Origin of the sequence: Campylobacter canis (assembly GCF_045504005.1) — a bacterium.
Taxonomy (GTDB): Bacteria; Campylobacterota; Campylobacteria; order Campylobacterales; family Campylobacteraceae; genus Campylobacter_A; species Campylobacter_A canis.
Genome location: NZ_JBJJXH010000001.1, coordinates 104277 through 127438, shown reverse-complemented (window position 1 = coordinate 127438; position 23162 = coordinate 104277). Strand labels below are relative to the sequence as shown.

At 38.7% G+C, this 23162-nt stretch carries 27 protein-coding genes; 6 read left to right on the top strand and 21 right to left on the bottom strand.

The window, feature by feature from the left end; translation table 11 throughout:
• Positions 1-5: 5 nt before the first annotated feature.
• Genes ACHJH3_RS00630 through ACHJH3_RS00620 form a run of 3 tightly spaced genes read right to left on the bottom strand, consistent with a single transcriptional unit; the run spans position 6 to position 3746 of the window.
• On the bottom strand, positions 6-2459 hold the full coding sequence (locus ACHJH3_RS00630; protein WP_407063159.1) for an efflux RND transporter permease subunit: 2454 nt from the start codon (positions 2457-2459) through the stop codon (positions 6-8).
• Between the two features lie 5 nt (positions 2460-2464).
• A complete protein-coding gene (locus ACHJH3_RS00625) occupies positions 2465-3055 on the bottom strand; it encodes a Tgt2/MlaC family protein (RefSeq protein ID WP_407063158.1) in 591 nt (196 codons plus the stop codon).
• 1 nt (position 3056) lies between these two features.
• Entirely contained in the window at positions 3057-3746 is a 690-nt protein-coding gene (locus ACHJH3_RS00620; RefSeq protein ID WP_173030509.1) for an MlaA family lipoprotein, read from the bottom strand.
• Between the two features lie 230 nt (positions 3747-3976).
• Here ACHJH3_RS00620 and ACHJH3_RS00615 point away from each other — a divergent pair, with 230 nt between their 5' ends.
• From ACHJH3_RS00615 to ACHJH3_RS00590, 6 genes are all read left to right on the top strand, one after another.
• Positions 3977-4759, top strand: a complete 783-nt coding sequence (locus ACHJH3_RS00615) for a TOBE domain-containing protein (RefSeq protein ID WP_169941235.1) — start codon at positions 3977-3979, stop codon at positions 4757-4759.
• Between the two features lie 2 nt (positions 4760-4761).
• Complete coding sequence (modA, locus tag ACHJH3_RS00610) at positions 4762-5508, top strand: molybdate ABC transporter substrate-binding protein (protein WP_407063157.1); 747 nt, start codon at positions 4762-4764, stop codon at positions 5506-5508.
• Positions 5508-5903 carry a TOBE domain-containing protein gene (locus ACHJH3_RS00605; RefSeq protein ID WP_172198168.1) on the top strand — a complete coding sequence of 132 codons (396 nt, stop codon included), beginning with the start codon at positions 5508-5510 and terminating at the stop codon, positions 5901-5903. The genes modA and ACHJH3_RS00605 overlap by 1 nt, the downstream gene beginning before the upstream one ends.
• A complete protein-coding gene (locus ACHJH3_RS00600; RefSeq protein WP_407063156.1) occupies positions 5896-6765 on the top strand; it encodes an ABC transporter ATP-binding protein in 870 nt (289 codons plus the stop codon). Before ACHJH3_RS00605 ends, ACHJH3_RS00600 begins: the two co-directional genes overlap by 8 nt.
• Positions 6758-7438, top strand: a complete 681-nt coding sequence (modB, locus tag ACHJH3_RS00595; protein WP_407063155.1) for a molybdate ABC transporter permease subunit — start codon at positions 6758-6760, stop codon at positions 7436-7438. The genes ACHJH3_RS00600 and modB overlap by 8 nt, the downstream gene beginning before the upstream one ends.
• Positions 7439-7532: 94 nt before the next feature.
• A complete protein-coding gene (locus ACHJH3_RS00590; protein ID WP_407063154.1) occupies positions 7533-8006 on the top strand; it encodes a redoxin domain-containing protein in 474 nt (157 codons plus the stop codon).
• A 36-nt stretch (positions 8007-8042) separates the two neighbouring features.
• Here ACHJH3_RS00590 and ACHJH3_RS00585 read toward each other — a convergent pair whose 3' ends face one another.
• From ACHJH3_RS00585 to nspC, 18 genes are all read right to left on the bottom strand, one after another.
• A complete protein-coding gene (locus tag ACHJH3_RS00585; RefSeq protein WP_407063153.1) occupies positions 8043-8672 on the bottom strand; it encodes an NAD(P)H-dependent oxidoreductase in 630 nt (209 codons plus the stop codon).
• 104 nt (positions 8673-8776) lie between these two features.
• Entirely contained in the window at positions 8777-9424 is a 648-nt protein-coding gene (locus ACHJH3_RS00580) for an NAD(P)H-dependent oxidoreductase (protein ID WP_407063152.1), read from the bottom strand.
• A gap of 40 nt (positions 9425-9464) precedes the next feature.
• Positions 9465-9695, bottom strand: a complete 231-nt coding sequence (locus ACHJH3_RS00575) for a hypothetical protein (protein ID WP_169941218.1) — start codon at positions 9693-9695, stop codon at positions 9465-9467.
• A complete protein-coding gene (locus ACHJH3_RS00570) occupies positions 9692-9967 on the bottom strand; it encodes a hypothetical protein (RefSeq protein WP_169941215.1) in 276 nt (91 codons plus the stop codon). The genes ACHJH3_RS00575 and ACHJH3_RS00570 overlap by 4 nt, the downstream gene beginning before the upstream one ends.
• Entirely contained in the window at positions 9967-10266 is a 300-nt protein-coding gene (locus ACHJH3_RS00565) for a DUF883 family protein (RefSeq protein ID WP_172198192.1), read from the bottom strand. Before ACHJH3_RS00565 ends, ACHJH3_RS00570 begins: the two co-directional genes overlap by 1 nt.
• A 219-nt stretch (positions 10267-10485) precedes the next feature.
• On the bottom strand, positions 10486-12036 hold the full coding sequence (locus ACHJH3_RS00560; RefSeq protein ID WP_407063151.1) for a disulfide bond formation protein B: 1551 nt from the start codon (positions 12034-12036) through the stop codon (positions 10486-10488).
• A gap of 10 nt (positions 12037-12046) precedes the next feature.
• Positions 12047-12214, bottom strand: a complete 168-nt coding sequence (locus ACHJH3_RS00555) for a hypothetical protein (RefSeq protein ID WP_169941209.1) — start codon at positions 12212-12214, stop codon at positions 12047-12049.
• 459 nt (positions 12215-12673) lie between these two features.
• A complete protein-coding gene (selD, locus tag ACHJH3_RS00550) occupies positions 12674-13696 on the bottom strand; it encodes a selenide, water dikinase SelD (protein ID WP_407063150.1) in 1023 nt (340 codons plus the stop codon).
• Complete coding sequence (gene yedF / locus ACHJH3_RS00545) at positions 13693-14289, bottom strand: sulfurtransferase-like selenium metabolism protein YedF (RefSeq protein ID WP_407063149.1); 597 nt, start codon at positions 14287-14289, stop codon at positions 13693-13695. The genes selD and yedF overlap by 4 nt, the downstream gene beginning before the upstream one ends.
• 169 nt (positions 14290-14458) lie before the next feature.
• Positions 14459-14647 (bottom strand): sodium-dependent tyrosine transporter, encoded by a 189-nt coding sequence (locus ACHJH3_RS00540; protein WP_169941203.1) that lies wholly within the window; start codon positions 14645-14647, stop codon positions 14459-14461.
• Between the two features lie 27 nt (positions 14648-14674).
• Positions 14675-15400 (bottom strand): winged helix-turn-helix domain-containing protein, encoded by a 726-nt coding sequence (locus tag ACHJH3_RS00535; RefSeq protein WP_169941201.1) that lies wholly within the window; start codon positions 15398-15400, stop codon positions 14675-14677.
• The gene (gene fdhD, locus ACHJH3_RS00530) at positions 15397-16179 is read right to left on the bottom strand and encodes a formate dehydrogenase accessory sulfurtransferase FdhD (protein ID WP_407063148.1); all 783 of its coding nucleotides are present in this window, start codon (positions 16177-16179) and stop codon (positions 15397-15399) included. The genes ACHJH3_RS00535 and fdhD overlap by 4 nt, the downstream gene beginning before the upstream one ends.
• A gap of 211 nt (positions 16180-16390) precedes the next feature.
• Positions 16391-17293 (bottom strand): formate dehydrogenase subunit gamma, encoded by a 903-nt coding sequence (locus tag ACHJH3_RS00525; protein ID WP_407063147.1) that lies wholly within the window; start codon positions 17291-17293, stop codon positions 16391-16393.
• On the bottom strand, positions 17290-17910 hold the full coding sequence (gene fdh3B / locus ACHJH3_RS00520; RefSeq protein WP_407063146.1) for a formate dehydrogenase FDH3 subunit beta: 621 nt from the start codon (positions 17908-17910) through the stop codon (positions 17290-17292). The genes ACHJH3_RS00525 and fdh3B overlap by 4 nt, the downstream gene beginning before the upstream one ends.
• A 1-nt stretch (position 17911) precedes the next feature.
• Positions 17912-20746: a formate dehydrogenase subunit alpha gene (locus ACHJH3_RS00515; protein WP_407063145.1), complete on the bottom strand. Its 2835-nt coding sequence runs from the start codon at positions 20744-20746 to the stop codon at positions 17912-17914.
• Positions 20747-20779: 33 nt separating this feature from the next.
• A complete protein-coding gene (locus tag ACHJH3_RS00510) occupies positions 20780-20959 on the bottom strand; it encodes a twin-arginine translocation signal domain-containing protein (RefSeq protein WP_169941191.1) in 180 nt (59 codons plus the stop codon).
• Positions 20959-21675: a TorD/DmsD family molecular chaperone gene (locus ACHJH3_RS00505; RefSeq protein WP_407063144.1), complete on the bottom strand. Its 717-nt coding sequence runs from the start codon at positions 21673-21675 to the stop codon at positions 20959-20961. Before ACHJH3_RS00505 ends, ACHJH3_RS00510 begins: the two co-directional genes overlap by 1 nt.
• 279 nt (positions 21676-21954) lie before the next feature.
• A complete protein-coding gene (gene nspC, locus ACHJH3_RS00500; RefSeq protein WP_407063143.1) occupies positions 21955-23094 on the bottom strand; it encodes a carboxynorspermidine decarboxylase in 1140 nt (379 codons plus the stop codon).
• Between the last annotated feature and the right edge of the window lie 68 nt (positions 23095-23162).

The following is a 23162-nucleotide window of genomic DNA, read 5'->3' as shown; positions in this document are numbered from 1 at the left end:
AGTTTCTACTTGGCAGCGCTTTTTGCATAAAACGTATGAATAAGCGCAGGTAAAAGCACCAATGCACCAAGTAGCATCATAACCATAACCAAATCAGTAAGAAGTCCAAAGTAGATAGTCGGGATAAAGTTACTCGTAACCATCACGCTAAAGCCTAAAAATATAGCAAAGGAAGTGTAATACATCGCGTAACCTATGCTTGCGTGCGAGGCTTTTATACTCTCCGCCACACTCTTGCTTCGTCGCTCTTCGCGGTATCTATGGATATAATGAATAATATCATCCACACCGATACCGATACTTATGGAAGCTATAGTAATACTCATGATATCAAGCGGAATCGCCGCTGCACCCATCACTCCAAAGACTACGCAAAGCGGGATGATATTTGTGATAATGCTGATAATCGCAAGTTTTACACTCTTAAAAATAACGCAAAATATCACAAAAAGAGTTAAAACGACAAAACCGAAAGAATCAATCTGCGAGTAAATAAGGCTTTGAAGCATATTGTTATAAAGCACCATTGCGCCGCTTATCTCTACCTTCACATTATCGTCTTTGGTTAAATTTACGATCTCGCTTTCAAGCGTTTTTAAAAACTCATCTCGTCTAAGCCTCTCATCAGAGTCAATAGTCCTAAGCGAAAATCTCACTTGATTACCCACGATGCTAACATAAGGGCTTAAAATGATATCTTTATAAATTTCAGGCATCTGCTCATACATAACGCTTAGCAAGAAATCATCAATCACTCCGTTGTTTAAAATCTCAATGATCTCTAAAAGCGTGCCAAGACTTGAAACCTTGCCGACAAATTCCTTGCCTTCAAGATGAGTATGCACCTTTTTTACAATATTCATCTTGTGGCTGTTAAACCAATACTTAGCCTCGTTTTCATTAGCCTTAAACTCATCTTCAAATTCATCTTTCGCTTCGTTTATGCCCTCGTCTTTACTTGTGTCTTTAAATGTTATAAGTACATCCACAGGCACTGTGCCGCCGAGTTTAGTGTCGATTATCTGCATGCCTTTATTGATCTCGGTTGAGCTTTTAAAATACTCAATAAAGCTATTTTCAACGCGAAGTTTTGAAATTCCGTAAATTCCAAAAGCAAGCATAAGTCCGCTTACGGCAAAAACGGCAAATTTGGATTTCAGAGCAAATTTTGCACAAATTTTAGTAAAGTTAAATTTGCTCTCAAACGTCCTAACAGGAGCGAGCTTATCAAGAAGAGAGACTACGCTGCCAAATAATAAAAACGCAAGCACAAGCGAAATGGATATGCTCGTACTCATCATCACTCCAAGCATTATAACGGGCTTTATGTCGGAAAACGCAAGCGATAAAAAGCCGATAACGGTCGTAAATATCGCAAAGAAAGATGGCTGAAATTTATCCCTAAGCGTTAGATATACAAGCTGGTGCTGATTTAAGCTCGGCTTGGTTATAAAAAATTCCCTATAGCTAACCGTTAAGTGAATCACCACAGAGATAGTAATGATAAGCTGAAGAGCTATGAAATTTGATGAGATAACCGTTATCTCCCAGCCCAAAAAGCCAAAAAGTCCCGTTGCAAATATAACGCTAACCGCGCATATAAATATAGGCAGCACGATCCAGCGAATTTGCCTAAAAAAGAGCCAAAGGCTAAATATCAAAAGCAAGGCGACACTTATACCGTAAGTATAAAGATCCGATTTTACGAAGCTTACCATGTCGCTTGCGATCATATTTACTCCGCCTAAAAACAGCGTCTCATCGCCTCTAAATTTATCTATCACGCCCCTTATATGCTCTATACTAGCCTGCTCTTTTGCACGTAATGAGTCGCGATAGGATTTAAACTCAATATTTACACTTTTTAAATTTTGCTTATCGCCTTTGCTTAAAGTACCGTTTAGTTCTTTATTTAAGAGCAAATTTCTAGCGTTTAAAAGCTCCGTGTATCTTTTATCGTCTTTTAAATTTAAGATGATCGCCGTTGTTTTTAGGTCTTTGCTTACAAGGGCGTTTGTATATAGCGGACTGCTCGCAAATTCCAGCTTCACGGCGGTTTTATTTATATCTTGATCTTCAAGAGTAGGAACTCGCTTTACGATATCGCTAAGCGAACCGCCTGAGCTTTGAAGCAGAGGGACATTTAGTATGGATACGACATTTTTAACAAGCTCGTTTTGCTCAAATTCGCTTGATAAATTTCTAATCTTTTCAAGCGTAACGTCATCTAAAAGCTCGTTTTTTGGAGTGTATGCGACAACTAAGTAGTTAGGGCTTGCATATCTTTTAGCAACATCCCTAAACAAAGCCAAGTCTTTATCGTTTTCAAGCAAAAGCGTCTCAGTGGAGGCATCAACGGCAAGTTTTGTGGAAAAATATCCAAAAACAAGCGTTAAAAGCAAGACTGAAACAATAACTCGCTTGGGATAAAAAACGATAAATTTAAAGATGGATTTCATTAAATTTATTTGCTATCCTCAGGCAAATTTACGCTTTCTAACCTTTTTAACAAATCATCAAAGCTGCCATTTTCAAGCAGGCTTCCAAACTGACTTCGATAAGTCTGAACTATACTAACGCCTAAAATATCAAGGTCATATATAAGCCAACCGCGCTCTTTAGCGTCATAAAATTTATAGACAAAAGGATAGCTTTTACCTTCGCTTACAACCTCGCCGTTTAGCCAGTATCTTTTATCGTTTGGTTTTGTGTGCTCTTTTAAATTTATCTCTTGGTCGTTATAGCTTAAAAGCTTATCCACATACGAGCTTTTAAGTCTTGTTTCAAACGCCTTGTCAAACTGCTGCTTTTGAGTATCGCTTAAGGCGTCGTATCGCTTTGAAAGGCTTATTTTAGCCATTTGTTTATAGTCAAAAAACGGATCAAATATAGCAAAAATTTTATCGGCTTTTTGATCGTTGTTTAAACCCTTATTCTTTAAAACCGAAATAGCGTTTTTTGTCGCCGCCTCAACACTTGGCTTTATCTCACTCTCGGTTATAGCATAAAGTGAAACGCTTAAAAACAAAGCGCAAATAATTTTAAAAAATTTCATCTTATTCCTTTATCAAATAATTACGACGCTGTTCGTATGCATCTCGTAAAAACGGATATAAATCAACCGCGTCTTTTTTTAAATTTTCATAAGCATCAGGATCAAGCGACCATGAGTTGCCTCTTCTATAAATTTGAATACCGCTCGCCCTTGAACTAGGATTTATATAGCTTATAGGATCGGCGAAATAATCTCCCGCTAAGCCCACTATATCGCGTAAATTTGAAGGTCCCAAAATCGGCAAAACCACGTGAAAACCGCTTCCGACACCCCAATATCCAAGAGTTTGCCCAAAATCCTCATCATGTCTTTGCAAGTCATAGTATTTAGCCCCGTCGGTTAGTCCGCCAAAGCCTATTATCGTATTTGCGACAAACCTAAGCGTCTCTTCGCCCGCTTCTTTAAATTTAAATTGAAGCAAGTTATTTACAAACCTAAGAGGAAATAAAAGATTATCAAAGAAATTTCCAGCAGCTTCTCTTGCAGGCTGTGGAACTACGTAGTTGTAACCTCTTATAGCGGGATTAAAAATATTTACGTACAAAAAGTCATTTACGTTTGTCATTACTCTATTGTATCCCGAAAGCGGATCAAACACTTCAGTCTTATCTTTGAATTCATCATCAAATTCATCAATTTCATTTCCAAAAACCAAAACAAAACCAAGCATTAAAGATATAAAAATTTTCATAGCTTCCTTTCAAACTGCTAATATTAGCAAAATAATTATAACAAAATCAAAAATATTAAATTTTTACGGCTATTACAAATTTATAAAATCTTTTTTAGATCGGAGTATTTGAGTTTTGTTTTAAGTTGCTTTTTATATATACTATTTTATACTTAAAAGCTTTTTTATATATAAACCGATTAAAGTTAGCATTATAATTAAATATACAAATATAATATAAGGGATAAGAGATGAAAGCAGATATAAGTTTAGAGTTATTTTTAGATAGCGGAGTGCCTGTTTTAACTAAGCATATAAATTTGCTAAAAGCGATTGACGAGACAAAAAGCATAACTAAAGCAGCCGAATTCGTAGGCATTTCATACAAAAACGCCTGGGATAGCCTAGATGCGCTAAACAACCGCTCGGATAAGCCTCTAATAGCCCGCATGCAAGGAAATAAAAAAAACAGCGGAAGCGAGCTAACCGAATACGGCAGAAAGATGATCAGCCTATATGAAGCTATGCTTGAGTCGCAAAAAATATTTTTAGAAAAAGTATGTGCAAACATAGATATCTCTACTGCCGAAATAGCAAATTTACAACGTATGAGTATGAGTTTAAGCGCTAGAAACCAACTATCGTGCGAAATAATTGAGATAAAAACAGGAGCGGTAAGCTCTGAAGTAGTAGCAAAACTCTCAAATGATGAAATTTTAAGAGCGGTCATAACCGTAGAATCCGAAAAGAGCCTAAATTTGCAAGTCGGCAAAAAAGTAGTATTTATATTTAAAGCCCCAAGCGTTATGCTTGCCAAGGACGAAAATCTAAACATAAGTGCAGCAAATCAACTAAAAGGCAAGGTGATAGAGGCTAAAATCGGCTCGGTAAGCGCTGAAATAGTCCTTGAGATAAACGATCATCAAACCATCACCGCAATCATAACAAAAGATAGCGCAATGGAGATGAAAATAGGCGTTGGCGACGAACTAACAGCCTTAATTAAATCAAGTCAAATCATAATAGGAGTGTAAATATGAAAAAAACTTTCTTTTCGTTAGTTTTAGCGGCAATCGCGACTTTTAATCTAAACGCTGGCGAGATCAACGTCTTTGCCGCAGCAAACGTAACTTATGCGTTTGATGAGCTAAAGGCTGAATTTGCCAAGACAAATCCGGACACAAAAGTAACCGTAACGCTTGGCGGAAGCGGCGCTTTGACAACTCAGATCAAAAACGGCGCACCTGCTGACGTATTTATGGCGGCAAATATGAAATTTGTTGAAAATCTCGATGAAGCCGGCTTTTCTGCGACTCGTCCGATAGTTTATGCCCAGGGTGCGCTTGCACTATTTAGTATCCGCGACATAGATTTTACAAAAGGCATCAAAGCGGTTGAGGGATTAAAAGCCGTTGCTATCGCACTTCCCGAGTCAGCTCCTTACGGCAAGGCAAGTATTGAAGCGCTTAAAAAAGATGGAATTTTTGATAAAGTTGAAAAAAACATCATCTACACAAAATCGATTTCAGAGGCTCTAAGCTCGGCTCTAAGCGCAGCAGATGCGGGATTTATCGCAGCTAGCGCGATGTACGATCCGAAAATGGCCAAGTATAAAGAGAGTAAAAATTTCATCCTAGTTAATCCTGATCTTTACACTCCGATCGATCAAGGCGTAATCCTTCTAAAACGCGGCGAAAACAACCCTGAAGCCAAGGCGTTTTATGATTTTATCTTAAGCGAAAAAGCAAAAGAGATCTTTAGAAAATTCGGATACAACATATAATGATAAAGGCCCAAGTTTCAAATATAACCGGTAGCGAGGATGTAAATCTCTTTGAATTTACTTCAGGCGAGATGAAATTTTATATGCTTGGGCTTGAAAATTTAGATGAGTTTAAAATAGGCGACAGCGTAAAACTCGCATTTAAAAGCTCAGATGTCATCATCGCAACAACTCCTTTGAAAAACTGCTCGCTTACAAACGAGATAAAAGCGACAATCTCAAATTTAACCAAAGGCAATATCACAAGCGTTTTGCATTTAAAGTCTTTAAATTTCGAATTTGAAAGCATAATAACTACAAAATCTTGCGAGAGGTTAAATCTTAAACAAAATGACGAAATTTACGCTTACGTAAAAGCCACTTCACTTTATATCAGCGATAAAAACCGTGATTGAATTTAGATGCAAAAAGACCTTAAACGGGTCTAGCGGACAGTTTTGCCTTGACATTGATCTAGATATCAAAAAAGGCGAATTCGTAGCACTTTACGGCAAAAGCGGAAGCGGCAAAACTACACTTTTACGCTTGCTTGCAGGCTTTGAAACTCCTGATAGCGGAGTGATAAAAGTTAAGGACAAATTCTTTTTCAAGGCGGGAAAATCATTGCCGCCTCAAAAGAGAAATATAGGATTTTTATTTCAAGATTACGCTCTGTTTGAAAATATGAACGTGCTTAAAAATTTGCTTTTTGCAAACAATGATTTAAAGCTTGCAAACCACTTGCTTGATCTGGTCGAGCTAACATCGCTTAAAAACGCTCAAATTTCAAAGCTCTCAGGCGGTCAAAAGCAACGTGTGGCGCTAGCTAGAGCGCTTATGCGAAAGCCTGAGATCATGCTGCTTGACGAACCGCTTTCCGCGCTTGATATATCTATGCGCGAGAAGCTGCAAGACTATCTACTTAAAATTCACCGCGAATTTGATATGACGACCATCTTGGTAAGTCACGATATAGCTGAAATTTATAAACTTACTTCAAAGGTATTTGTCCTAAGCGAAGGTGTGATAGAGCGCTGCGGAAGTGCTGGCGAGATATTTTTAAAGCACTCAAATTCCCAAAAGCTTAGCTTTCATGCCAAAATTTTAGAAATTCAAAAGCGCGACTGTATCTATGTGGCGATCACTCTTGTCGGACAGCAGCTTTGCGAAGTAGTCTTAAGCCATCAAGAAGCGGCCAATCTAAAAGCGGGCGATGAGGCTACGCTTAGCGCAAAAGCATTTGCGGCAACTCTTAGAAAAAGCAAAAGCGATGTTTGATATATCAAGTATTGATTTTACGCCATTTTATCTATCGTTAAAACTTGCTTTTGTCACGACGATTATATTGTTTTTTGCCACTCTGCCGCTTGCCTACTGGCTAAGCAGATCAAATTTCAAAGCAAAACCGATAATCGAGTCTATAGTGGCTCTTCCGCTTGTTTTGCCACCATCGGTGCTTGGATTTTATATGCTTGTATTTCTTTCGCCATACAATTTCTTTGGCAAATTTATGGAAGAAAATTTCGATATACGCTTGGTTTTTAACTTCTCAGGGCTTGTAATAGCTAGCTGTATCTACTCGCTTCCGTTTATGTTTCAGCCGTTGCAAGCAGGCTTTTCAAGCTTGCCAAAGAGCCTTTTTGAGGCAAGTTATTCACTGGGTAAAGGCAAATGGGCTACGCTTTTTATGGTTGCATTGCCAAATATCAAGCCTTCGCTTTTAACTGCGCTTATCGTTAGCTTTGCCCATACTTTGGGCGAATTTGGTGTAGTACTGATGATAGGAGGAAGTGTCGGTGATAAGACAAAGGTCGCAAGCATAGCCATTTACGAAGCGGTCGAGCTGATGGATTATCAAAAAGCGCATGTTTACTCCGCACTCATGCTCATAATCAGCTTTGTGGTGCTATTTTTAGTCTATTTCTTTAACGCTAAACAGAAAAAAGCCTAAATTTTAAGCTCAAATTTTACTGATTGTAGCTCTACCCGCGCAGCTTTAGCGCAAATTTATGCTATCATAAAATCAAATTTAACAAGGATAAAGTATGAGCGTAAAAGATATAAACGGAAACGAAATTGATTTTTTAGAACTGATTAAAAATAAAAACTGCGTTTTAATCGTCTATCCCAAAATGGGCGAGAGCGGTAAATTCCTACCTGAAGAGCTAAAGCAGACAAAAGGCTTAACGGGTTGTACAAACCAATGCAAAGCTTATGAAGCTAATTTAAAAGAGATTGAAAAATTTGGATTTGAGGTTATCGCGCTTGGGGCTTTAAACGTAGCAAAAACGAAAGAATTTAAAGAGGCTTTAGGCGTGAATTTCAGCTTTTTCAGCGATGAAAATTTTAATCTTGCGGATAAATTAAATTTAAAAACCTTTAGCACGGATGACGGAAAGAAATTTTATCACCGTCAAACTCTAATAATAAAAAAAGGCGAAATTTTAAAGCGATTTGATCTTGTAGCAAACCCCGAAGAAGACGCGCTAAATGCCCTAAAAACTCTAGCTGAAATTTAAGAGGCGAACATATAAATCGCCTCTTTATTTATCAAGCTATTTTATCCAAGTAACCACATCGCTCATTTCACGGCGATATTTTGGCGGTTGAGGGTTTAGACGATATCCAAACGGTATCATCACGGCGACACGCTGTTTGGTCGTATCAAGATTTAATACTTTATTTAAAGCGTCCGCGTCAAATCCTTCTATAGGGCAACTGTCTATACCCAGAGTCGCGGCTGCGGTCATCATATTTGCAGCGGCGATGTAGCACTGCTTACTTGACCAGTGATATGTAAGTTCGTCGTCATTTTTGAAATTTGCGGTTAGAAAATCTTGATAAAATTTCTCTCTTTGAGCGATTAGCTCAGGTTCCTTATCAACTCGTCTTGAGATGATCTTTTTTATGTATTCATTTCCCGGTTTTACTTCAGATATCTTTGCCAGTATCACAAGAAGGTGCGAGCAAGAGGTCATCTGAACCTGATTCCAAGATACTTCACGGATCTTTTGTCTTAAATCCGCATTTTGTACCACAAGAAAGTCCCACTGCTCAAGTCCTGTCGAGCTTGGGCTAAGCCTTCCGGCTTCTAAGATAAGACCAAATTCATCATCGCTTATTTTTTTATTTTCATCAAAAATTTTGCAAGCGTGGCGAAAATTCATAGCTTCTAAAAAATCCATACAAACTCCTTTATAAAATTTACAAAATCATATAAAAAAGGTATTGATTTCTAGCTTAATGCTAAAAAGCTAAATAGATGAAAATTTAAGTTAATAATATAAATTTAATCTATCCATTTGACTACATCGCTCATTTCACGGCGATATTTTGGCGGTTGAGGGTTTAGACGATATCCAAATGGCACAATGATAGCAACGCGATGCTTAAGCGGATCGATTCCTAAAATTTTACCCACCTCATCACGCTCAAAGCCCTCCATCGGACAACTGTCTATGCCGATACTTGCAGCGGCATTCATCATATTTAGCGCAGCGAACAAGCACTGCTCATGAGACCACTGAAAAATTATCTCGTCGTTGTTTTGAAGCTTTTGATGAAGTCTTGTCTTGTAAAATTCCTCTTTAGCCATACGATCTTGCTCGGAACTAAAAGCAAGACGATCAATCATCTTATCGATATACTCGCTTCCACTTTTTAATTCGGCAATCTTAGCAAGCACGACAACAAGATGAGAGGAAGTAGTTATCTGAGGCTGACCCCATGATTTTTCTTTTATCTTTTCACGCAAAGCTTTGTTTTGCACAACGAGAAAGTCCCACTGCTCAAGTCCGAGCGAGCTTGGACTAAGTCTGCCTGCCTCAAGGATGAACTCAAAATCAGCTTTTCTGATCTTTTTATTTTCATCAAAAATTTTGCAAGCGTGGCGAAAATTTATGATTTCCAAATAGTCCTTATTGTCCAAAGCGTCCATGTAGTCTCCTTATCGTAGATAAATTTACGCGACTGGCAAATTATCTTTTAAAAAGTTTAACCAAGGCAGGCATGATTAAATTTCTATCTATGAAGCTTATCAATGCGTCAGCGATTCTGCCTTGGTTTATAAATTTAAGCTCGTTTGAGACATCAAATCCGGGATCGTTTAAAAGCAGTCTTAATTTAGCCTCTTCAAGCCTTAATCGTTTTTTATTGTTATCTCTTCCTTCAAGCATAGATACTACTACGCTTAACTTTTCTTTTGTCATTTTGTTTTCCACAGCGCAACCCTATAAAAAATAAATGCCGAAATAAAAGCTATACAAGCGGTAGTTAAATATGCCGCAACTTCGTTAAACATCGAAACTAAGAGTATGTTTAACCCTATGAGGAAAAACACAAATCCTATTATCGCCAAAATATGCGCCACCACAAGTATCAAAAAGCTATCGGCACTCTTAAAAAAAGAGTGCCTGATATCATCTGCTTGGGCTTCTACTAGCTCTACGACAGAGACTAGGAATTCAGATATATTTGCCATTATTTTTTAAGTATCCAACCTATTAAAAACCCAACACCTGCGGCTATCGCAACGCTTTTAATCGGATCTTCTTTGATAGTATCATTTACGGTTTCTATGCCGTCTTTGCCTTTTGCCTTAAGATCGTCGATGTATTTTTTGATCTCTTCGGTATCCAAGTGATCTAAAATTTTATCTTTGCCGGCTTCAATCTGCTTGGCTCCGATATCTTTTATAGACTTAACTATATCTTTTAGATCAGTTTTTAGCGAATCGATATCTTTTTTTAAACTCTCTAAATTTAAATCTTGTGCAGCCATTTTACATCCTTTTATTTGAAATCTTTCAGACTTGCCGTGCATGCAAAACAACAAATCCTTAAGTTTCACTTTACAATAGCTTTGATAACACTTATTAAATCAAAACAAAATTTGAACATATTCTAACCGCAATTTAACAAAAAGAAACAAATTGAAAATTTAGGATTTTAAAAGAGGAATTTGAGCGGTTAAAATTCGCCGCTCAAATTTAAATTTTAATTACATTAAAGGATTGTCAAGCTCGACAACTTCTACTTTACCGTCTTTGTGAGCTAGAGTAAATAAGCTATCGCCTTTTATAGCAAGTCCTGATATATCACCGATCTGAGGCATCTCATAAGCGTCAATAACCTTTGCGCTTGCAAGATCTATCACAAGCAAGGTGTTGTAGTTTTTAGAGTATGCTAAGAATTTACCGTCAGTTATATCGCCTGCCGTTACGTAATAATCCTTAATATCACGCTTTTCTTTAAGAGCAAGCGATGAAGTAATGATGGTTTCGCCGCTTAGCAATCTATCTTTAGTATCAACTTTTATAAGTATCATACCTTTAACACGATCATTTGGCACGGATATCATATACATAAAATTGCTGTTTTGATCCTTGCTTAGCGTCAGGATGTATTGTTTTTTGGCTCTTATGGTAAGAAGTGCAGGACGATCTGTATGCCAAGGCATCTCAAGTCCTCCGGTGGTCTCGCGGAACGTTACCCACTCTTTATAAGGATCAATCTTGTCTTTTGATACTTGTTTTACTGCAAAAATCGTCTTATTAAACCCTGAAGTTACCAACATATCGCCTACGAAAGTTGAAGCGACTGATTTTTTGATATTTCTGCCGTTTGGCTTATCTATGATGGCATGAGCTATCTCTTTGAAATTCGCATCTGTAAAATAAACACTTCCTTCGGTGTTTGAGATACCGAATACATCGTCTTTAGCGTTATAAGCAAGTCCTGATGTAACACCCTTGCCGAAAATTCCTTTTGTAATAAACGGAAGCGGGAAGCTATTTTTAACAGCTATGGCAGGTTTTACATCTACAAAAGCACCGTCTTTAGCGTTTGCGCTAAATTTAATGCTCTTTTCTTTTGGTTCGCCAGCTATAAACGGATCCTCAACTACGTTTGAACCCGTAAATGAAAACGGCTTTTCAAATCTCTTCCAAACGCCTGTAGTCCAAGTGTTGTTTAGGCTTATTCTCTCAGGGCTTCCCTTACCGCTATATGGAGGGTATCCTGCCGAAATAAGCGCTTGAACCGCGTTTGAAAGCACTACGATAAGGCTAAGTGCGATAACGAAGGTTGAGTATTTAGAAAGCGGTTTTATACGAGTATGTTCTCTTGATATATCTTCGGCCACTACTTTATCTTTTGCAAATAGCATGAAAATTCCCATTACGACAACCACAACCCAATATACTAAAATTCCCCAAGTATAAGTGTGAGCGCCGAAAATATCTCCGCCAAAGCCCATACCAACGTCTCTATACACGCTAAAGCTTGCATGACGAAGCGTCATAAATATACCGTAAGCCGCCGCAAATAAAATAGCTGCGATATATCTTGCTCTAAGTCCGTATCTAAGGATAAGAATTCCGGCTCCTCCTACTACTACCATACCCATTCTCTCCCACCAGCAAAGCGTGCATGGACCTTCGCCGATCACATATCCAAGATAAAAATTTGCGATTCCAACAGGTATAGCAAGCACTAAAAGCACTGCCGTCGCCATAAAAAAGTCAAAATTCTTTTCGTTAAAAAATCCCACTTTTAACCTCCTAATAAGCCGCATAAGGTAGCAACGACGGCCAACTGGCGATAAAAAACATAATAAAGCAAACCGCCGTGCCAAGCACGAACGCACCAAATGCAAGCCCCTCTTTTTCGGGCTTCTTCCAAGCAATAAAAATCGAAAGAGCAAAGAATAAAAATCCCAACAATTCCATATTTATTGTCTCCTTTCTTAATATTTTTAAAATTAACTTGCTGATTTTATTTTAAATTTATTTATATCTTTCTTAAAGAGCTTCTCTTGTAAAAGATATACTTTAATTTCATATTTTAATATCATAATCTTGTGTCATTTTATAATAAAATATGCACTAAAAAGAGTATTTTATAATATAAATTTCAGATATCAAGAGAGAATTTATAAGCATTAACGGTTTTAAAGTTTATATTTTGATTGTAAATATCAATAGCTATTAAATAATAGTAAAGTATGATATATCTTTTAAATTATTATATTTATTTCATAAAATTTATATTATATTTCATATTAAACTTAAAATATTATATATTAGTTACTACTTGTCCGAGTTAAATTTGCCACAAGACTGATAGGAGGATAAATTTATTTCACGATACTAAAAGCGATAAAGATATATGCAAAGTCTAAAGTGGCATTAAACCAATCTGATACGGCAACTGCCGCTTTTTACTACGCCAACCGCTTGACTCATCTCATATCCTGCTTCTTTTAGTCGCTTAAGAGCTAAATTTGCATGTTTTTCATCAACCGCAAGCAAAAGTCCGCCTGAAGTTTGAGCGTCGTAAAGCAACATATCGGCCTCCTTGCCGCTTACAAATTTACTAGCAAATTCGCGATTTTTATAACTTCCTGCAGGCAAGAGTCCCATCGCTGCAACTTCTTTGGCGCTGGATAAAATCGGGACTTTATCGGCAAGAATTTCAAAGCCTATATCAGCTCTTAGCATCTCGCTCAAATGCCCTAAAAATCCAAATCCCGTTACATCAGTCGCCGCATTAACGCAAATTTCACTCATCGCCTCTACGGCATAAAAATTTAGCTGAGCCATATAGCTAACAGCCTCTTTGATTTGGTCCAAATTTAGCATATCGGCTTTTATGGCAGTGCTTAAAGCCCCCATCCCAAGCGGTTTTGTAAGGATCAGCACATCGCCCTCGCAAGCCGTATTATTCGCCCAAAATTTATTCGGTCTAACGCTTCCTGTTACGCTAAGTCCGTAATACATCTCTTTAGTCTCTATCGTATGTCCGCCCACAAGAGCACCGCCGCACTCACGCACTTTACTTAACCCGCCTTGCAGAATTTCGCTTAAAATTTCAGGCTCAAGGTTGCAACTATCAAAACCAACGATATTTAGTGCGTTTATTACTTTTGCGCCCATTGCAAATATATCGCTTAGCGAATTTGCCGCGGCAATCTGCCCATAAAGATACGGATCATCGACAACAGGAGTTATAAAGTCAAGTGTCTGCACAAGCGCAAGCTCGTCGTTTATCTTAAATACGCTTGCATCCTCGTTGGTGTCTATGCGAGTAAGCAAATTCGGATGGCCCAGATCAAGCTTGCCGACACTTTTGTTTAGACCCGACGGGTCCAGTTTGGCAGCTCAACCCGCAGCGGATACAAATTTAGTAAGTCTTTTATCGTTATATATCATAGCTTTATCACATCGTATTTATCAAGCAGACTCACGACTTCATACGCGTTTGTCATCTCGCCGATACTTAATTTATCAACCAGTTTATAAGCCTCCAAACAGCTTCCGCAACTTAGAATTTTTACGCCTGCTTTTTCAAGCTCTTTTAACGGCGCAAAGCTGACGTGTCCGCGGTCAGTCGTCATTTTAACCGCGTTATTTACGCAAATCACCGCATAAGGCTTGGTTTCAAGCTGAAGAAGAGCGCCTATAAATTTGCTCATAAGCCCAACGCCCACGGCTCCGCTTCCTGCGTACTCTTCGTTTATATACACAACTTTACCGACCTTGCTAGGAGTTTTGCAAAGAAATTCATCAAAATTTTCACTCTTTATCTCAGCCCCGCTTTTAACGGCTCTAATTATCACTTCATCATTATCTTCGGTCATAGTAAATTTGATATTTTGAGAAGTTAAAAAGCGACTGATATTTTCTTTTGGAGCTACGGCATTTACTAAAATTTCTAAAATTTCGCCGTTTTTTAGCTCATTTAAGGCGTTTTTCGTGTTTATAACAGGCTGTGGACACTCTAAATTTCTACAATCTATTTGCATATTTTTCCTTTTTACTGTCTCTTCAAACCGGCTCTGGCCGATAAACCTTGAAGCTTAGAAGTGATTATAACATTTTAAATTTTAAATAGTTAAAAGAGATTTGTGAATTTTATTAGAAATGATTTTAGAAGTGACGGCGCCCGGGTTTATTGAGCGCCTTTTGTGGTTGTTATTTGTTGATGAAGTTTTTCTCAAGCCATTCTATAGCTTTTGCTTCGCTTTCGAATTTTCCGCTCTTTGCAACTTGATTTTGACCTTCGTAAAAGCGAATTCTGATACCGTCTTGAACGCTATCAACTTTTACTCTGGTGATCTTATCTTTGTTAAGATAGACTCTGTCGTTTAGTTTGATATACATATTTTCTCCCTTGTATAAATTTGGTTGTTATTTCTCTTCTTTTTTTATAAACAGCTCTTTAAAACGCTTGTTTGCATACTCTTCGATATCGGCTTGAAGCTGCTTATAAGCGTTAATAAGCTCATAAGCTCTTTCATTTAGCGTAGTTCCCGCGTTATCCCCGCCACCTTGCTTTGTGTTTACAAGATCTTCTTTCATATTTTTTTGTAAAATTTGCAGGTGATTCCAGCATTTTTTATAATTCATTCCTAAAATTTCAGCTGCTTTTGAGATCGAGCCCACTTGAGCTATTACTTCAAGAACTTCGGTTTTGCCTTTGCCAAAGATTAATTCGCCCTCTGCGTTTTCTATCCATGTTTTAGTTTTTACTACCATTTTCTTGCCTTTTTTTTCTTTAAAACAGCCTAGCTTGCAGTACTTGACATCTATTTTATAATCTTTTAAAGTTGAGCGAATTTTCTTTAAGCCTACCCCTTGCGCCGCATTTCTTCCATCGGCGCAAAATATTCTTCTTTTATCATCTAAAAACGGCTCAAGCTTGGACAAAACCTCTACGCTTCCACTATCACAATCAAGCTTTCCAAACTGTCCAAGCTCGCAGTTATCGATCTTAACCCCGATATCTGTGGCTATCTTGCCAACTTCTTCTATAGGCGTGTTTGTCTTGGCTGAAATTTTAAAAGCCGAACCGCAATCAAGTCTGCCGTTTGAATTTAGCAGATCATTTATCAAATTTTCGACCTCTTTACTCATCCTATAATCCTCTCAAGACCGCTATAAACGTTCATATTTTCGCCCCTTGCAAATCCGCAAAGAGTAAGGTTAAATTTACGCGCTATCAGCACTCCAAGGCTAGTCGGAGCCGTTCGTGAAATAAGTGCCGGCACTCCGTGCATAACAGCCTTTGCCACCATTTCAGAGCTTAATCTTCCGCTAACCATCAAAAACGTCTTGCCAAGATCAACTCCTGCTAAACAGGCCTTGCCAACGGCTTTATCAATAGTGTTGTGCTGAGCGATATCCTCTCCGATAAAGAAAGTATTTTCATCCACATAAAGCTTTGCCGTATGCACGCAACCCGTCATCTCATAAAGCTCGCACTGCGTGTAAAACTGCCCCATCTGCTTTAAAATTTCATCTTTTTTAAATTTGACATCGGCTTTTACCACTCTTGCCGCCATCGCCTCCGGATCAATGTTAGCTGTTTGTCCTCTACCGCATCCGCTTATGATGATAGCCTCTTCATCAAAGCGTTTCATACTCTTTTCATTTACTTTTGCGGCTATTTTTACCGTAAGTCCGTCATCCTCAAGCCTAACTTCGCTTATATCTTTTGGACTAGCTATTATATTCTCGCTTATAAGATAACCCACGGCAAGTGCTTCTTGATCCACAGGTGTCGCCATCATAGCACCGAAGCGTTTGTCGTTGATCTGAATTTCAAGCTTGATCTCACGAACCAAAATATCATCTTTTAAAATTTGCTCATCACCCTTAAATTTGGTAATTTGCGTAGTATAAATCGGTTGCATCGACTTCCTTTAAATTTTAATAAAACATAGTTATTCTATTAAAATTTACATTTGAATTGTATTAGATTTTAACTTAAATAAAGCATAAAACTTAAACTTATTTTATATCGTAATATTGGGTATCTTGAAGCTATTTGTTATGATTTTTTAGCACATTTCTTAAATTTTAAATTTAAAGGGAATTTGAATCCAAATTCCCCTATTTATAAATTTAAATTTGACCTTTACTTTGAAGCTCTTTATACCAATAGCTATGAAGTATAGCCACCTCTTCTTCCTCTTTATAGCCCGTAACCATAGACCAAATCGCTCCGTGAATAGCGATTGCAGCCATATAGATATGCACAAAGAAGAAAGTAGCGCAAACTATACCAAGTATGTTGTGGATGATAGCTGAAAGTCTAAGAACCTCTATCTGACTCATTCCAAGCCAGCCTGCAACGTTTGGAGTTGAGAAGTCTAGGAAATACATCGCTGCTCCCGTTGCTATCATGACAAGACCGCCGGGAATCGCTATCCAATACCACGCCTTTTGACCGGCGTTAAATTTACCAGCAGGCACAGGTCGCTTAACCTTTGAAAGATAGCCGCCCACTATCATCATCCATTTGATGTCATAGATCGCAGGAAGCATTCTTTTTGTCCAGTAAATCATCATCGGAGGCACGGAAACCGCAAAGATAATAGTTGCTATACCGTGCAAATTCTTACAGACTCTAACAAACGTTCCGCCACCAAACAAATCGCCCCACATCATGATTATGCCCGTTGGAACAAGCACTATCCAGGATACCGCCGCAAGAGCGTGAGATACGCGCTCAATCACTCCAAAAGCGTAAATTTTCTTTCCGTCATGACTGAAATGCTTTGGACCTATGATCAAAAAGTGAAGAACAAAGGCAAATACAACGGCAGCAAGTATGGCAACTACGCCAAACGCGAAGTAGTCATTTCCTTGGATAAAAGTAAAAAGGGGACCAAATCCGTCTTCGTAAGGCTTGATGTTTTCTACTCTACCCTCAGCCCAGATGTTGCTGTTGTATTGATTTACGCTGTTACCGGCAGATAACGCGAAACTAAACATTACAGAGATTAAAGCAAAAATTCTTGTCATACTCTATCCTTTGTGTAGTAAGCGATCTTCCAAGAAGGCGATTCTTTGATATTTTTCACGCCGTATCCTCTTGCACTTACTCTATCTTGATAAATTTGCTCAATTATATCAGATTCTCCCACAAGCAAAGCTTTAGTAGAACACATAGCCGCACAAACAGGAACCTTACCCTCAGAAATTCTGTTTTGTCCATACTCTTCGCGCTCATGTTCGCTATTTGTAGGCTCAGGACCTCCCGCACACATCGTACACTTATCCATAGAGCCCTTAACGCCAAATACGCTGGTTTTTGGAAACTGAGGAGCACCGAAAGGACAAGCATACAAGCAGTATCCGCAGCCTATACAAATTTCTTTATCATGAAGAACGATTCCGTCATTTCTTATATAAAAACAATCAACAGGGCAAACCAAAGAGCACGGAGCGTCTTCGCAGTGCATACAAGCAATAGAAGTCGAAACCTCTTTGCCCACTACGCCTTCGTTTAAGGTTATAACACGGCGGCGGCGAACCCCCATAGGAAGCTCATGCGCTTCGTCGCACGCTACCGAACAACCGTTACAATCGATACATCTATCATCATCGCAATAAAATTTAAGTCTTGTTATCGCACTCATCTTACGCCTTTTCTATGCGGCATAGACCGCCTTTTGTCTCTGGAATTTGAGTAACTATGTCATATCCGTAGTTTGTTACCGTATTTGCGCTTTCGCCCCATGCATACGGCTTTGTTCCATCAGGGAAATTTCCTGTCATATCGACACCTTGCATAACGCCCGTAAAGTGAAACGGTAAAAATACCATATCCGCTGCAACGGAATGTACTATTCTTGTCTTAACTTTGATCTTGGTTCCCTCAGGTGAGTGGATCCAAATCATGTCGCCGTTTTTAAGCTTATATTTGCTAGCTAAATCAGGATGCACATCGGCAAACATTTCAGGCGTTAAGCGCGCTAGATACATACTAGCCCTATTTTCCATTCCCGCACCGTTTAGATTTACAAGTCTGCCCGTAACCAAATTTAACGGGAATTCTTTAGCGAAATCCTTGCTTTGTTGCAAGCTTTCATACTGCGTAAATACACGGTAGTGGTTTGGCTTATCTTTAAAGCTTGGATACTTCTTAGCAAGATCCGTTCTTGGAGAGTGAATCGGCTCTCTGTGGATAGGAATTTGATCCGCAAATGTCCATACTATAGCCCTTGCTCTTGCGTTTCCGTAAGGAGCGATGCCTTTTTCCATACATTTTTCGGCTATTATATTGCTATCATCAGTAGCCCAAGTAGCCCCCATCTTGGCTTTTTCTTCTTCGGTTAAAGTAATACCCAAAACGGATTCTATATTCTCTTTAGTAATCTGAGGATATCCGCCTTTTACTACCGAATCCACAGGCGCAGAACCGTCCGCAGCAAGCTGATTTACGCCGTTATGCTCTAAACCGAAGCGATTTCTAAAGCCCATTCCGCCATCACTTACAGGTTTATTTATAGCATATAAATTTGGACTTCCGCAGTGGCTTGTAGTCCAGCAAGGCCACGGCAAGCCGTAGTATTCGCCCTCTACAGGAGTGCCCTTTTTACCCATAAGTGTTTTTTCATCGAATTTATCCCAGTTTTCTTGATGTTTTTTCAGCCTTTCAGGAGTCCAGCCCGTAAGTCCGATGCTCTTTACTATGCTTGCAATTTCTCTAGTAGCGGCTTCAGGCCACTCAATTTTGCCGCTTTCATCGCGAATAGTTCTAGTTAGCTCGTCATAAAATCCTATGCGCTTAGCAAGCTCAAATAAAATTTCTTGATCTGGCTTGCTCTCAAACAAAGGCTCAACAGCTTGAGATCTCCATTGACCGCTTCTGTTTGTAGCTACGACCGAACCGCTTGTCTCAAATTGAGTAGCAGAAGGAAGCAAGAATATATTATCTTTTTTGTTTGTTATGATACCCGCTTCATTTACAAAAGGATCGGCTAGTATTAAAAGCTCAAGATTATCAAGTCCTTCTTGAACTTTAGCTTGCTGAGCGGTAGATGTGATACCGTTTCCTATTACAAACAGAGCTTTTAAGCTGGTTCCAGCGTTATCTATCGGATCGTTTCCGTTCTTTCCGTCAAGCGGTCCCGCCCACCAGCGAGCAAGAGTAAAGCCCGGCTTAAACATCCACTCAGGTTTTACGAAATTTCCTTGCAACCACTCGTAATCAACCTTCCACATCTTAGCAAAATATTTCCAAGAGCCTTCATTCTTAGAATAATATCCAGGCAAGCTGTCAGGAGCGTTTGCCATATCGCTTGCGCCTTGAACGTTATCGTGTCCGCGAAGGATGTTACATCCGCCGCCGCTTACGCCCATATTGCCAAGTATTAGCTGAAGTATAGGAGCTATACGAGTGTTTGAGCTTCCTATAGTATGCTGAGTTAGACCCATAGCCCACACGACGGAACCCGGTTTGTTTTTAACAAAAACTTCCGTTATCTCTTTTAGTGTGCTAGCCTTTACTCCCGTTACGTCCTCAACCACTTCAGGAGTCCATTTTTTAGCCTCTTCACGGATAAGATCTATACCGTAAGTTCTATCTTCTATGAATTTTTTATCTTCCCAGCCGTTTTCAAAGATCAAATGCATCATTCCATACATAAACGGTATGTCCGTTCCTGGACGAATTTGAGCGAAATAATCAGCCTTTGCCGCAGTTCTTGTATATCTAGGATCTACAACTATTAGCTTAGCTCCGTTGTTTTCCTTAGCTTTTAAAAAATGTCTAAATCCCACAGGGTGATTAACTGCCGGATTTGCGCCTATTATAAATATAGATTTCGCGCTTTGGATATCTCCAAGGTGGTTTGTCATAGCGCCGTAACCCCAAGTATTCGCCACACCGGCGACTGTTGCACTATGTCAAATTCTAGCTTGATGATCCAGGTTGTTCGTTCCAAACATAGCAGCGAATTTGCTTATATAGTAGCTTTGTTCGTTGCTAACTTTGGCAGAACCCAGAAACATCACTTGCTCTGGATTTTCCTCTCTATATTTTTTAAGTTGAGCGCCTATTCTGTCAAGAGCTTCTTCGTAGCTTATTCTTTTCCACTTTCCGTTTTCTTTAACCATAGGGTATTTAACGCGACAATGAGAGCGAACCATATCGATCATATCGCTGCCCTTACAGCAGTGTCCGCCTGCACTTACAGGGTGGTCTTGAGCTACTTCTTGACGAACCCAAACGCCGTTTTCAACTTCTGCTATAACTCCGCATCCTACGGAACACGCCGTACAGACGCTTTTTACAATGCGAGAATTAGAAAATGGATTTTTCATCTCCTCGTTGCTTGCCTCTCTAGTTACTCCGCTCGCGGCAAGTCCGCTAACAGAGCCAATAGCCGTAGCAAGCGACGCCATCTTGAGAAACGATCTACGACCGATTCTGTTTGGCGCAAGTGTGCTAGGTGTATTAGCTTGCGACATATATTTTCCTTTTTTAAAATTTCTTAGATTTTATTAGTTTGCTTGTTTATAATAAAATTCCCAAGTTTTGCTTCTTGTATAAAGCACCTCGTTTTTCTTACTCTTTCCGCTTTTTAAATTTGAGCCGGCTGCATATGCCGCCCCTGCGGAAGCTACGGCAACGCTACCTGCAACGCCGAGCTTTTTTAAAAACTCTCGTCTGTTTTTCTCCATCAAATCTCTCCTTGTGATTTTAGTTTTCTAACTCTATTTTTCTCTCGTCTAATCATCTCAGAGCGTGCAAGCCCTGAGCTTTTTTTACTAAGTTCGCTATCATTGATAGGTCTTGGCACATCATAGTAGATTCTTTCAAACTCTATGAAATTTCCAAGCAAAATCGCAACGTCTTTATAGATTTCAGAAGCATCGTGCATAAATAGCTTATCGCAAAATTCATCTATGCAAGGGTTTATAATATCCTTAAAAAGCTCAGCCGAAATCTCTTCATACTCGCTTTTTCCATCTATCACTCTTTGTATAAATTCGCTCATAAGCGTAAATACAAACCCTACACTATCTTCGTTTTCTTTAAATTTCTTCTCATCTCTTCTAATATCTGTTTTTAGAAGCAGTTTTTTGATCTGAACACAGGCGTTTCCGACCTCATAGCCCTCATCATAATACGAAAATGTATTTCTAAGCGGCCTTGGCGGAGAGTGAAATATATCATCATACTCCTGCACTACGCTTTGCGGATTAGGCTCACTAAAATTTAAGCTAAGCCTCATAGCTGCAGCATTTGACTCCTCGTCCAAACTAGCCGCGCTAATAAGCCCAAGCATCTTGCTTACGCCGTCAAATCTATCTTCTTTAAAGCTAAATGCAAAAAGCCTTGAAAAAAGAGAATAGTAAAGCGCTCTAGCAGCAGCTATATCAGAAGCGTTCGCCACAAAAAATCCTTTTAAATCATCTAGTCATCGAGCTCTCACGCTTTTTGACAATGAAACTATACTACCAAAAAGCTTAGCTAATATACTTAAAAAAATATAAATTATAAAAATTAAAGTTGCCTTAAATATGCCTTAACAGCATAATGTTTAAATTGCGAATTTTGGGTAATCTTTATAAAAATTTAAGGAGACAGGATATAGTGTATTTTGATAACAACCAAAGCAAAATTTAAACTTTGGCAGTTATCAAAAAATGTTGAATTTGAAAAAATTTAAGGACTAATTTCGTCTTTTATACTCTTCGTAACCAAATTCTCTAAGCGTTTTTATCTCGCCGTCTTTTGTCAAAAGGAGCAAATCAGGCAGCTTAATGCCGTTAAAAGTCGTATTTTTTACGATAGTGTAGTGAATTTGATCTTCAAATATCACCCTATCGCCAATCTTAAGCTCTTCATCAAATTTATATTCGGCATTGCCGGCGTCAATTCCGACGATATCGCCTGCAAGACAGGTATTGCCGCCAAAACGATAGCTAAATTTACCGTTTTTACTCTCGTTTCTAACGGCGGGTCGATAAGGCATTAGTATAGTATCTGGCATATGCGCTTCTGCGGAAGTATCTAAAATAGCGATATTCTTTTCGTTTTCTACGATATCAAGGACGCTTGAGATCAAAAATCCCGTCTGCCAGCCGACCGCTTCTCCGGGCTCAAGATAGACCTCAACGCCGTATTTTGCACGGAAATTTTTAATCAAATTTATAAGAAGCTCGATATTATAATCTTTTCTGGTTATGTGATGTCCGCCGCCGAAATTTATCCATTTCATCTTAGGTATAAACTCGCCGAATTTCTCTTCAAACGCCATAAGTACAGTCTCTAAGCTCTCGGCGCTCTCCTCGCAAAGAGCGTGAAAATGAAGTCCCGTGATGCCATCAAGTAGATCGGCTCTAAAATTCTTAGCCGTTATGCCTAAACGGCTAAATCTACCACATGGATTATACATATCAGTAGGCGCAACCGAACTTTCAGGATTTACTCTAAGTCCGCATTCAACTCCGCTTTTTAAGGCTTTATCTTTAAATTTTTGCCACTGATTAAAGCTATTAAAAACCACATGCTTTGAGATAGCCAAAATTTCATCAAATTCCTCATCTTTAAAGGCCGGGCTGTATGTGTGAATTTCGCCTTTTATATAGTCTTTTGCAAATTTCGCCTCATGCAAGCCGCTGCAAGTGGCTCCATCAAGATACTCACTTACGATATCCATCACGCCGCTTAATGCAAAGCCTTTAAGAGCTACTAAAATTTTAGCTCCGCTTTCATCTTTAACACGCTTTAAAAGCTCTAAATTTTTACGCAATAAAGCCTCTTCGCAAACATAAGCCGGAGTTTTTACGGTATTTAAAATTTCATTCATTTTTATCTCTGGTTTTATAAATTTTTGATTATAAGTATATCCAAATTTAATAATTTTAAGTAAAATGG

Bases quoted from the DNA above. Each gene is read 5' to 3' on its own strand.
- ACHJH3_RS00605 (WP_172198168.1), top strand. From the start codon at position 5,508: ATGATAAAGGCCCAAGTTTCAAATATAACCGGTAGCGAGGATGTAAAT.
- ACHJH3_RS00540 (WP_169941203.1), bottom strand. From the start codon at position 14,647: ATGTATATCAAACTAAACGACAGAGTCTATCTTAACAAAGATAAGATC.
- nspC (WP_407063143.1), bottom strand. From the start codon at position 23,094: ATGAATGAAATTTTAAATACCGTAAAAACTCCGGCTTATGTTTGCGAA.
- ACHJH3_RS00510 (WP_169941191.1), bottom strand. From the start codon at position 20,959: ATGGAGAAAAACAGACGAGAGTTTTTAAAAAAGCTCGGCGTTGCAGGT.
- ACHJH3_RS00615 (WP_169941235.1), top strand. From the start codon at position 3,977: ATGAAAGCAGATATAAGTTTAGAGTTATTTTTAGATAGCGGAGTGCCT.
- ACHJH3_RS00585 (WP_407063153.1), bottom strand. From the start codon at position 8,672: ATGGATTTTTTAGAAGCTATGAATTTTCGCCACGCTTGCAAAATTTTT.
- ACHJH3_RS00580 (WP_407063152.1), bottom strand. From the start codon at position 9,424: ATGGACGCTTTGGACAATAAGGACTATTTGGAAATCATAAATTTTCGC.
- modB (WP_407063155.1), top strand. From the start codon at position 6,758: ATGTTTGATATATCAAGTATTGATTTTACGCCATTTTATCTATCGTTA.
- fdhD (WP_407063148.1), bottom strand. From the start codon at position 16,179: ATGCAACCGATTTATACTACGCAAATTACCAAATTTAAGGGTGATGAG.
- ACHJH3_RS00575 (WP_169941218.1), bottom strand. From the start codon at position 9,695: ATGACAAAAGAAAAGTTAAGCGTAGTAGTATCTATGCTTGAAGGAAGA.
- ACHJH3_RS00565 (WP_172198192.1), bottom strand. From the start codon at position 10,266: ATGGCTGCACAAGATTTAAATTTAGAGAGTTTAAAAAAAGATATCGAT.
- ACHJH3_RS00590 (WP_407063154.1), top strand. From the start codon at position 7,533: ATGAGCGTAAAAGATATAAACGGAAACGAAATTGATTTTTTAGAACTG.
- ACHJH3_RS00525 (WP_407063147.1), bottom strand. From the start codon at position 17,293: ATGACAAGAATTTTTGCTTTAATCTCTGTAATGTTTAGTTTCGCGTTA.
- ACHJH3_RS00620 (WP_173030509.1), bottom strand. From the start codon at position 3,746: ATGAAAATTTTTATATCTTTAATGCTTGGTTTTGTTTTGGTTTTTGGA.
- ACHJH3_RS00625 (WP_407063158.1), bottom strand. From the start codon at position 3,055: ATGAAATTTTTTAAAATTATTTGCGCTTTGTTTTTAAGCGTTTCACTT.
- ACHJH3_RS00535 (WP_169941201.1), bottom strand. From the start codon at position 15,400: ATGAGTAAAGAGGTCGAAAATTTGATAAATGATCTGCTAAATTCAAAC.
- yedF (WP_407063149.1), bottom strand. From the start codon at position 14,289: ATGCAAATAGATTGTAGAAATTTAGAGTGTCCACAGCCTGTTATAAAC.
- ACHJH3_RS00555 (WP_169941209.1), bottom strand. From the start codon at position 12,214: ATGGAATTGTTGGGATTTTTATTCTTTGCTCTTTCGATTTTTATTGCT.
- modA (WP_407063157.1), top strand. From the start codon at position 4,762: ATGAAAAAAACTTTCTTTTCGTTAGTTTTAGCGGCAATCGCGACTTTT.
- ACHJH3_RS00630 (WP_407063159.1), bottom strand. From the start codon at position 2,459: ATGAAATCCATCTTTAAATTTATCGTTTTTTATCCCAAGCGAGTTATT.
- ACHJH3_RS00570 (WP_169941215.1), bottom strand. From the start codon at position 9,967: ATGGCAAATATATCTGAATTCCTAGTCTCTGTCGTAGAGCTAGTAGAA.
- fdh3B (WP_407063146.1), bottom strand. From the start codon at position 17,910: ATGAGTGCGATAACAAGACTTAAATTTTATTGCGATGATGATAGATGT.